The sequence below is a fragment of the Polaromonas sp. UBA4122 genome (assembly GCA_002381615.1).
Lineage (GTDB): Bacteria > Pseudomonadota > Gammaproteobacteria > Burkholderiales > Burkholderiaceae_C > Polaromonas.
Genome location: DFWY01000118.1, coordinates 1 through 6,191 on the forward strand (window position 1 = coordinate 1; position 6,191 = coordinate 6,191).

Annotated in this window: 6 protein-coding genes and 1 pseudogene; 3 read left to right on the top strand and 4 right to left on the bottom strand. The window is 58.4% G+C overall.

Annotation, left to right across the window (positions count from 1 at the left end; all coding sequences use genetic code 11):
- From B3F77_RS15075 to hmpA, 3 genes are all read left to right on the top strand, one after another.
- On the top strand, positions 1-510 hold a 510-nt coding region (locus B3F77_RS15075), incomplete at its 5' end, for an alpha/beta hydrolase-fold protein (protein ID WP_293605739.1).
- Between the two features lie 48 nt (positions 511-558).
- A complete protein-coding gene (locus B3F77_RS15080; protein ID WP_293605740.1) occupies positions 559-1,167 on the top strand; it encodes a glutathione S-transferase family protein in 609 nt (202 codons plus the stop codon).
- Positions 1,168-1,601: 434 nt separating this feature from the next.
- The gene (gene hmpA / locus B3F77_RS15085) at positions 1,602-2,783 is read left to right on the top strand and encodes an NO-inducible flavohemoprotein (protein WP_293605741.1); all 1,182 of its coding nucleotides are present in this window, start codon (positions 1,602-1,604) and stop codon (positions 2,781-2,783) included.
- A gap of 269 nt (positions 2,784-3,052) precedes the next feature.
- Here hmpA and B3F77_RS15090 read toward each other — a convergent pair whose 3' ends face one another.
- The 4 genes and pseudogenes from B3F77_RS15090 to B3F77_RS15105 form a co-directional block, all read right to left on the bottom strand.
- Positions 3,053-3,205, bottom strand: coding sequence for a hypothetical protein (locus B3F77_RS15090; protein WP_293605742.1), 153 nt, complete (start codon positions 3,203-3,205; stop codon positions 3,053-3,055).
- A gap of 144 nt (positions 3,206-3,349) precedes the next feature.
- Entirely contained in the window at positions 3,350-4,360 is a 1,011-nt protein-coding gene (locus B3F77_RS15095; protein WP_293605743.1) for a GlxA family transcriptional regulator, read from the bottom strand.
- Positions 4,361-4,679: 319 nt separating this feature from the next.
- Positions 4,680-5,450 (bottom strand): hypothetical protein, encoded by a 771-nt coding sequence (locus tag B3F77_RS15100; protein ID WP_293605744.1) that lies wholly within the window; start codon positions 5,448-5,450, stop codon positions 4,680-4,682.
- Between the two features lie 200 nt (positions 5,451-5,650).
- Positions 5,651-6,191, bottom strand: a pseudogene (locus B3F77_RS15105) (IS6 family transposase); the annotation flags it as partial.

Below are 6,191 nucleotides of genomic sequence, written 5' to 3' on the forward strand. Positions count from 1 at the left end.
TACCGCATGGAGAGCTACCTCACAAAGGAATTGCTGCCGCTGCTCACAAACAGCTTGCCGCTGGATGCCGAACGTATCGGCATCTTTGGCCACTCGATGGGCGGCCATGGCGCGCTCACGCTGGCGCTGCGGCATCCGGGCCTGTTCAAGTCGCTCTCAGCCTTTGCGCCGATCTGCGCGCCCACGCAATGCCCGTGGGGTCAAAAAGCATTTAGCGGCTACCTCGGTGCCGATGAGTCCGGCTGGGCCTCACACGATGCCACGGCATTGATGACAGGCCTGCCCAGTGCACCCTACCCTGGCGGCATCCTGATTGACCAGGGTCTGGCCGATAAATTCCTCGCCGAACAATTGCACCCCCATTTGTTTGAAGCGGCCAGTGCATCAGTGGGCCAGTCGCTCACGCTGCGCCGGCACGCGGGCTATGACCATGGTTACTACTTCATCGCCACCTTCATTGGCGATCACCTGGCACATCATGCGAGGGCATTAGCCCCCGTTGACCTGTGAAAGTCGCTACAACCCTTTTCCCTCAACCCACTCCTTAAAGAGATTTTCATGATCAAACTTTACGACACCGACATTTCTGGTAGCTGCTACAAAATTCGGCTGCTGCTCAACATCCTCGGGCAACAGTACGAGACCATTCCTGTGGACTTTGTGAACAAGGAACACAAGACGCCCAAGTACACGGCACTCAATCCCTTCGGCGAAATCCCGATATTTGAAGACGGCGAGCTGCGCTTGCGTGATGCCCAGGCCATCATGGTCTATCTGGCCAAGAAGTACGACAAAACCAAGCAGTGGTACCCCGACGACGCAACTGCCATGGGCCAAATCCAGCAATGGCTGTCCACCGGCGGCGGCGAGGTCATGAATGCGGCTGCTGCGCGCTTGGTCAAGGTACTCAACTACCCGATGGACCTGGAAAAGCTGCAAGCCGGTGCACACCGCGTCTTCAAGATCATGGACGATCATCTTGCCGGCCGCGAATTCCTGGAACTCGGTCATCCGACGATCGGCGACATCGCCTGCTTCCCCTACACCGCCTTGGCGGGTGAAGGTGGCATCGACTTGTCGGGTTACAAGAATGTGCTGGCCTGGATCGAGCGCATGAAGCGCCTGCCTGGCTTCATCACAATGCCTGGTATTGCCCAGCCAAACTGAGCGGCTTGCGGCCGCAAGGTGTCATGCCTTGCGGCCCTGCGGTGCACCACCGGAATCAATCACCTCAACCCCATCGCCAAATCCCAGCAGCCACCAGCCCAATTGAGAGGTATGGGGCACGGTGGCAGCAAGTCTGAATCGCCGTCTCGCTCAGTCACCAATTGACGTGAGCAGCTATTGTTTTTGAGATCCGCTCAGCTATGGCATTGACACCACTCTCGGCATAGATGCGGGTGTTGCTGCATTAATTCAAACTTAGCCCCCTTTTCCTTTGCGCTTGTTCAACAGGCTTGGGCAAGCCGCGTAGCGCGTTCCAGCCAGAAGCCAAGTTAGGTGTTGCCCACTCTTGAATTACACCTGATTTTGGTGGGGGTATGGCAGCCTCTGAATTTAAGATGTATTATTAATACATCTTAAATTCAGCGCTAACCACTATGCTTTCCCAAGAACACCGTTCCATCATCGCCGCAACCGTCCCTATCCTGGAACAAGGCGGCGAAGCGCTGACGCGCCACTTTTACCTCCAGCTGTTCAAGGACTTTCCCGAGGTGCTGCCGCTGTTCAACCAGGCCCACCAGCACAACGGCGAACAGCAGCGCGCGCTGGCCAACGGCATCCTGATGTATGCCAGGAACATCGAGCGCCTTGAACAGTTGGGCCCGCTGGTCAACACCATCGTGAACAAGCACGTCGCGCTGCAGATCCTGCCCAGCCATTACCCTATGGTCGGCGCCAGCCTGCTGAAAGCGATCCGCGAAGTGCTCGGCACTGAAGTCGCCACCGACGCCGTCATTGATGCCTGGGCCGCAGCCTACGGCCAGCTGGCCGACATCCTGATGGGTGCCGAAGGCGACATCTACCAAGAGAAAAAAGCCGCGCCGGGCGGCTGGGAAGGCGCACGCAAGTTCGTCGTATCGCACAAAACCGTGGAGTCGGACGAAATCGTGTCGTTCCAGATGACGCCGCAAGACGGCAAGCCTGTGCTGGCCTTCGAGCCGGGCCAGTGGATCGGCATCCGCGTGACCGTCGACGGCGTCGAGATGCAGCGCCAGTATTCGCTGTCGGCTGAGCGCAACGGCGTCAGCTACCAGATCAGCGTCAAGCGCGAGCCAATGGGGCTGGTGTCCAACTTCCTGCATGACCGTGTCAATGTCGGCGATGCGGTCGATCTGTTCCCGCCATCGGGTGCGTTCACGCTGGCCGAGGGCGACAAGCCGGTGGTGCTGATCAGCGGCGGCGTCGGCATCACGCCGACATTGCCGATGCTAACCAGCGCGCTGAAAACCGGACGCGACGTGTATTTCATCCATGCGGCGCGCCACGGCGGCGTGCACGCCTTTCGTCGCATGGTCGACCAGCTGGCTGAGCGCCATGACAATTTGCGTCATTATTATTGCTATGCCGAGTCGCGCGAGGGCGATGTAGAACCGCATGCGGTCGGCCTGATCGGACCGAATCATCTGGCCCAGTGGCTCCCTGAAACGCGTGATGTGGACGCGTATTTTCTTGGTCCCGTGCCTTTCATGAAAGCCGTTAAATCGTCGCTGCGCGAAGTGGGCGTGCCAGAAGCGCAAACTTCTTACGAGTTCTTCGGGCCGGCGTCAGCGCTGGCCTGACAGGCCGAACCCGGCAACCTGAGCCGACCAGACTATTTCCGTGGGGCCGGTGTAACAACGCAACGGTCCTCGGCCACTGGTTCCGGCGTGTAATCACTGCCCCACTCACGCCAGTTTTCGCCAAACAATTCAAACGGATGCGGGGTGCCGTCGGCGTGGTTCATAACACGTCTATTTCGGGTAACACCGTCGTAGACTGAATCCACAGGGCGGTGACTCCGAAATCATGATCAAAGTGTTAGCCATGTTTGAACCACGCCCGATTTACCTCACAAACCCAGTGCCTCGAAGATGCCGTCCATGCGCGCCTGCACCTCGGCATCCATGTGATGGTGCGGCCCCACTGACGCTGGGTCTCGCCCGGCCATTTGACACGCACGGGACGCTGTCGTCACGGCCACATCCACCAAAACCGAGGTCATCGCACCGCTGGGGCGCGCAACCGATCATCTTGCCGGCCGCGAATTTCTGGAGCTCAGTCATCCGACGATCGGCGACATCGCCTGCTTCCCCTGCACCGCGCTGGCGGGTGAAGGTGGCATCGACTTGCTTGTAGCCGCAAGGCGTCATGCCTTGCGGCCCTGCGGTGCACCACCGAAACGCTCGCGATACGCCTGGGGCGCCACACCCAGGTGCTTCAAGAACAGCTTGCGCAAGGACTGTTCCGAGGCGAAGCCAATCCGTCCCGCAACAGACTTCAGCGGCAAATCACCCTCTTCGAGCAAGCGACGGCCCGCCTCCAGACGGGCGGCTTCAATGAACTGGAGCGGGCTGGTGCCGACCTCGCGCACAAACACGCGACGAAAGTTCCGTTCACTCATCGCCGCCCTCGCCGCCAACATCGAGATGTCTAGCGGTTGCGAGAGGTTGGACAACACCCAGTCCTGAATCTCTCGAATGCCCGGGTGGCTGGTGTTCTGGCTCGTCAGGTGGACGCTGAACTGCGACTGACCGCCCGGACGCTTCAGGTAGACAACCAGATCTCGGGCCACCTGCAGCGCGAGGCCGCGGCCGTAGTCTTCTTCCACCAAGGCCAACGCGAGGTCGATGCCGGCAGTGACGCCGGCCGAAGTCCACAGCCGCCCCGAGCGCAGATAGATCGCATCAGCCTGAACCTGAACCGCCGGGAATTTCTCGCGCAGCAGCGCGGCCACACTCCAATGGGTGGTGGCCGGCAGACCGTCAAGCAGCCCCGCAGCAGCCAGAAAGAAGCTACCCGAACAGAGCGCAACCAGGCGATCAATACGCGGTGCCACGGCCGCAGCCCAGGCCATGATCGCGGGGTTGGCCTCAAGCGCTTGCTCGATCTGGCGCGCACCGATGATGATGGCTGTATGCGGCAGATCGTCCACACTGACAGCCCCGGACGCCTCTAGCACCATTTGGGTATCAGATGGCACCGGGCCCGCTGTCACGGAAACAATGTTCAATTGATAGCCCTGCGGCCGACCCTGCTGGGCGAGGTGGAGGTTGGCGTACTCAAAGACACTCATGGTGCCGATGGCCTCCAGCGCCTTGAAGCCCGGATAGACAACAAAATCCACGCGCTTGGGCTCAAGGTTGATCAAGTTTTTCATCGCTACAGTGTCGATTTGAGAAAGTGTCTATCGCGGCAACAGGCGTACGCAGTGTGTCATCTGCTCCGTGCCTGCGGCCCATTGGCCATCAATGCCGTAATAGCAAAGAGAAAAGCAGCACAGTAATACGCAATCAGATGCCGGCGCCCCACGCCAAAGATGCTGGTCCATGGCTGACATTCGATTGCTGCTTTTCAAGAGCGAAACTCAGCGTAGGTTTCCAGGCAATGAAAGTCATCCATGACGAGACGACAAGCTTGCATCAGGTGTTCATTTGACAGCCCATCAAAGGCATTGATCCGGATGGATCTGCGCCTTTTCAACCATTCAGGGGGGACAGAGAAATTGCCAGCTTCAGGCCACCATCAGCCGCTGCCGTAATGCGCCCGGTCTCAACCAACTTCTTGATGGCCGCACTCATGGAACCCATGGGGATACCCGTCTCTTGAGCCGCAGCTTTTTGGCTCACCGCAGAAAACTCATTCGAGTTCAGGGTGCGTTCGAAGTATGCAAGCAACTTGGCAGGGTTGGCACTAAGTACCGGCGCTTTCCCGGATGCCACAGCGCGTTTGACTTTGCTTACTTTGCCCTTGGGTTCCGCTGCCTTCATCTTGGGTTTCGCCATCACATCGGTAGGGGCCAAATCAGCCTGGCTGGTCACGGCCTTTTTAGTGGTTCCCTTTGGCGCAAACAGTTTTGAGGCCACAGGCTTCGATGCCTTTTTCTGCCCGGTGGTCTTCTGCTTTGAAGCCGCTACAGCAACTTTCTTGGCCTTTCCCTTAGAACGTGATGGTGCAGGCAGCGCAGGTATATCGTGCACGCTGGCCTGGTCGTCCTCGCTCAATTCTGAGGCGACTTGGAACACCTTTTGGAGTTCCTCTTCAAGGCTCGCTAGTGTTTGCGACAGGCGAGCAACAACTTTCCAGTTGCTAATCAGGGTGTCATTTCCCAGGTTGTACGGGTTTCCCATAACCGCAGCATTCACGCGTTCCGCATAGATCTTGACCTCTTTTTTGAGTCGTTCATCGGCGTTGAAGGCGGCGGCACCGAGTTTTTGAATCGCGGCGAGGGTTGTGTTGGAAAGTGACATTGAGATGATCCTCAGTTGGCGAATTGGAGAGCGAGCGTCGAACGGGTTGCCTCGGTGTGTCAGGGCCAAGAGCAGGAGCCGAACAGGTAGCGTAACGATCTAAGGCCCGCATTTTAGGCGAGCGAAGCATCAGGCTGAAAATATGGTTGTGTCGCAATAGCGGAGCAAGGCCGAAAAGAGTTGCATCGTTGGCCTGGCGATCAAACTGCCAGACTGTAAAACTGATCAGCTGCAGACAGGGTTGATCCAGCGGGACAGTCCAGCTGCCCCTTGCGAATCATGTGCATGGTCTCAATACCCGCAATGATGATTCGGGCACTCCAAAACGAGTTGAACCCCAGCATGGGTCGGGTGATTCGTTTGATGGCCCGGTGGTCCTGCTCGACAACGTTGTTGAGGTATTTGTTCTGGCGCATCAGGATGTCGACGCAGGCGTCGGCCTTGACGCTTTCTATGGCGGCCGTGTTCGCGCCGCTCTTGTCGATGGTGATCTTCTCTGGCACATCATGCAGGTTGATGGCCCTCTCCAGAAAGCTCCGTGCTGCAGCCAGATCCCGCCTGGCAGTGAACTGTGTCGCCTTCGCGATCAACGGCGCGGTACAGGTACTTCCATTGGCCTGCCACCTTGATATAGGTCTCGTCCATTCTCCAGCTACTGCCCACCGGGCGCTTGCGCCGACGAAATACGGTTGCCAGCACCGGCAATATCTTGATCGCTCAGCGATGGACCGTGGCGTGGTC

Excerpts from the sequence above, each read along its gene's own strand:
- B3F77_RS15095 (WP_293605743.1), bottom strand. The coding sequence starts at position 4,360 with ATGAAAAACTTGATCAACCTTGAGCCCAAGCGCGTGGATTTTGTTGTC.
- hmpA (WP_293605741.1), top strand. The coding sequence starts at position 1,602 with ATGCTTTCCCAAGAACACCGTTCCATCATCGCCGCAACCGTCCCTATC.
- B3F77_RS15100 (WP_293605744.1), bottom strand. The coding sequence starts at position 5,450 with ATGTCACTTTCCAACACAACCCTCGCCGCGATTCAAAAACTCGGTGCC.
- B3F77_RS15080 (WP_293605740.1), top strand. The coding sequence starts at position 559 with ATGATCAAACTTTACGACACCGACATTTCTGGTAGCTGCTACAAAATT.
- B3F77_RS15090 (WP_293605742.1), bottom strand. The coding sequence starts at position 3,205 with ATGACCTCGGTTTTGGTGGATGTGGCCGTGACGACAGCGTCCCGTGCG.